Consider the following 3730-nt stretch of genomic DNA (forward strand, 5'->3'; position numbering starts at 1 on the left):
AATGAACAGAAACCAAAACAAATCTACACGTTAGATCAAACTCCATTTTATTAAGAAATGAGGTGAGAAAATGGCAGGGAATAATAAAGAAAGAAACGTCGTTCTTAATTTTAAAATGGACGGACAAGTACAGTATGCTCAGACATTAAAGCAAATTAACATGGTCATGAATAATGCAGCAAAGGAATATAAAAATCATATTGCCGCAATGGGCCAAGATGCAACAGCGACCGATAAATTAGCAGCCGAAAAGAAAAAGTTAGAGATTCAAATGGAAGCTGCTAAAAAACGTACAGCTATGTTACGTTCCGAATATCAAGCAATGTCTAAAGATACAAATACAACAGCCGAACAACTTAATAAAATGTACGGTAAATTACTTGATGCAGAACGTGCTGAAACTTCTCTTAATACCGCAATGAAAAGAGTGAATGAAGGTCTTTCAGAGCAAGCAATTGAAGCGAGAGAAGCACGTGGTACGTTACTTGATTTACAAGAGAACTCTAAGAAACTTGAAGCAGAACAAAAGAAACTGACAAGCTCATTTAAACTTCAAAATGCTGAACTAGGTCAAAATGCTAGTGAAGCGGATAAGTTGGAATTAGCGCAGAAACAGTTACGTCAGCAGATGGAAATGACCGATAGAGTCGTCCACAATTTAGAACAACAATTAAGTGCAGCAAAGCGGGTATATGGCGAGAATTCCACAGAGGTTCAGCAGCTTGAAACGAAGTTAAACCAAGCGAAAACTACCTTGAAACAATTTGAGAATTCATTACAGAGTGTTGGTCGAAGTGGAGATCAAGCTGCAGATGGTATGGAGCAACTAGGTAAGAAATTGGACCTGCACAACATGATGGAAGCTACTCAAATGCTTCAAGGAATGTCTCAACAGTTAATTGAACTTGGTAAAGCAACTGTTGGTATAGCAATAGATTTCGATAGGTCTCAAAGGAAAATACAATCTTCATTAGGATTAACTCAAAAAGGTGCAGAGAATCTTGGTAAGATTTCAAAGGACGCTTGGAAAAAGGGATTTGGTGAAAGTCTTGAAGAAGTTGATACAGCACTTATAAAGGTCTATCAAAATATGCGTGACGTTCCACATGAAGAGCTACAGGGTGCGTCTGAAAATATTTTAACCTTAGCAAAGGTTTATGATGTGGACTTAAACGAAGCAACTCGTGGTGCAGGACAATTAATGTCTCAGTTTGGTCTATCTACACAAGAAGCTTTTAACTATCTTGCAGCAGGTGCGCAAGAGGGGTTGAACTATTCAGATGAATTATTCGATAACTTGAGTGAATACGCTCCTTTATTCAAGCAAGCTGGTTTCAGCGTGGACGAGATGTTCACCATTCTTGCGAATGGGACTAAAAATGGTTCGTACAATCTTGATTACATCAATGACCTTGTAAAGGAATTCGGTATTCGTGTACAAGATGGATCTAAGGGTGTATCTGATGGGTTTGGTGATTTATCAGAAGACACTCAAAAAGTATGGGAGTCATTTAATCAAGGTAAAGGCACAGCAGCCGATGTATTTAATGCTGTGTTAGGTGACCTTCAAAAGATGGATGACAAAGTAAAAGCAAACCAGATTGGTGTTGCTTTATTCGGTACTAAATGGGAAGACATGGGCGCAGATGCTGTTCTAAGCTTAAATGATGTAAATGGTGGTCTAGGTGATGTAAATGGCCGTATGGAGGAAATGAAAAAGCTTCAAGAAGAATCACTGGGTCAGCAGTTCCAAAAAGCATTAAGAGAAACACAAGCAGCTTTTGAGCCCGTTGGAAAGAAACTAGCTGAGTTAACTAAAGCTGTCTTACCACCATTGGTCAATGGAATTAAATCTGTAGTTGATTGGTTCACTAAATTACCGGGACCAGTTCAAAATTTTGTTTATATTTTTGCTGGATTAATAGCTGTAGTAGGTACTTTAGCACCCATCATTGCAGCGGTTGTAGTATCAGTTGGGGTATTAGGCACAACAATAGGGGTTGTTATTGCAGTTATTGCTGGTCTTGCCGCGGTAATAGCAGGTGTTATTTGGGCCATACAGAATTGGGGACAGATAACTGATTGGCTCTCCGAAAAGTGGTCGCAATTTAAAGATTGGTTTGGTGAATTGTGGTCTGGTTTAGTTCAGGTATGTAGTGATGGATGGTCTGCTACAGTTGAGTATTTTGCAGGTGCCTGGTCTTCATTTATTGAAATGATGCATAGCTTTTTTGACCCAATAGGTCAATTCTTTAGTGATTTGTGGTCCGGAATTGTCGAAACAGCGTCATCTTGGTGGTCGTCACTTGTCGAAACAGCATCTGAATTGTGGGGGTCATTGACTCAGGCTTGGCAAGATACGTGGAATACGATACTCACGGTTTTAGATCCAATTATTTCTTTGATTTCTACGGTTTTAGAAGCAGGGTGGTTATTGATACAAGCAGGAACTCAAATTGCCTGGGCTGCCATTAGTAAATATATTATTGATCCGATGGTTGAAGCGTATAACTGGTGTAAATCTCAACTCGGGGAGCTAGTTTCCTGGTTAAATTCACAGTGGGAAACAGTGAAATCTTATACACTTGCAGCATGGAATTTGGTAAAACAGTATGTCATTCAACCAGTTCAGGAATTGTGGAATTGGACAAAGCAAAAACTTGGGGATTTAGCTAATTGGATATTATCAAACTGGGAATCTATAAAATCCTACACGCTTGCGGCTTGGAATTTAGTGAAACAATATGTGATTAATCCAGTAACTGAAGCCTATAATTCAACTAAACAAAAATTTACTGATTTATATAATTCAGCGAAAGAAAAATTTGATGCTGTGAAGAATGCTGCACAAGAAAAATTTGAAGCGGCAAAACGATTTATTATGGACCCAATAAGAGAAGCGGTTGATGGTGTAAAAGGATTTATCGATAAAATCAAAGGATTCTTTGATAATTTGAAGTTGAAAATTCCTAAACCTGAAATGCCTAAAATGCCACACTTTAGTCTGCAGACTAGTCATAAAAATGTTTTGGGAAAAGATATTGAATATCCATCAGGTATTGGTATTGACTGGCGTGCAAAAGGCGGTATCTTTACTCGTCCAACTATTTTCGGAATGAATGGCGGTAATTTACAAGGTGCTGGTGAAGCGGGTCCAGAGGGTGTTTTACCCTTGAATGAAAAGACACTAGGTGCCATTGGAAAAGGAATTGCATCTACGATGCCACAGCAAAGTAATGATCGTCCCATCATTCTACAAGTGGATGGAAGAACGTTTGCTCAAATCACCGGAGATTATACAGATCATGAAGGTGGCGTACGGATTAGAAAAATTGAAAGGGGGCTGGCATAGATGCTATATGGTATTAAATTTGATGGGAAACATTCATATAATGACATGGGTTATACTATGCCAGCTGAAAGGGATATTGGCTTTCCATCAAAAGAAAAGATAATTGTTCAAGTTCCCTTCTCGAATGTAGAGTATGACTTTAGTAATTTATACGGTTCACAAACCTATAGTTCAAGACAATTGAAATATCAATTTAATGTTTTGAAACAAGGTAATTACACTCCACAGGCTATGCAAGTTGAAAAAACAAAATTGATTAATTGGCTGATGAATACAAGCGGAAGAAGAAAGCTCTACGATGATACAATTCCTGGATATTATTTTTTAGCTGAAGTAGAAAGCGCAGCTGATTTTCAAGATGATTGGGAAACAGGAACA

1 protein-coding gene and 1 pseudogene are annotated in these 3730 nt (G+C 38.3%); both read left to right on the forward strand.

Annotated elements, in window-relative coordinates; translation table 11 throughout:
• Positions 1-70: 70 nt before the first annotated feature.
• Entirely contained in the window at positions 71-3352 is a 3282-nt protein-coding gene (locus CER22_RS30685) for a phage tail tape measure protein (RefSeq protein ID WP_088610472.1), read from the forward strand.
• A pseudogene (locus CER22_RS30690) lies at positions 3353-3730 on the forward strand (phage tail protein); the annotation flags it as partial.

Source organism: Bacillus sp. K2I17 (assembly GCF_002209985.1).
GTDB lineage: Bacteria > Bacillota > Bacilli > Bacillales > Bacillaceae_G > Bacillus_A > Bacillus_A wiedmannii.

Excerpts from the sequence above, each read along its gene's own strand:
- CER22_RS30685 (WP_088610472.1), top strand. The coding sequence starts at position 71 with ATGGCAGGGAATAATAAAGAAAGAAACGTCGTTCTTAATTTTAAAATG.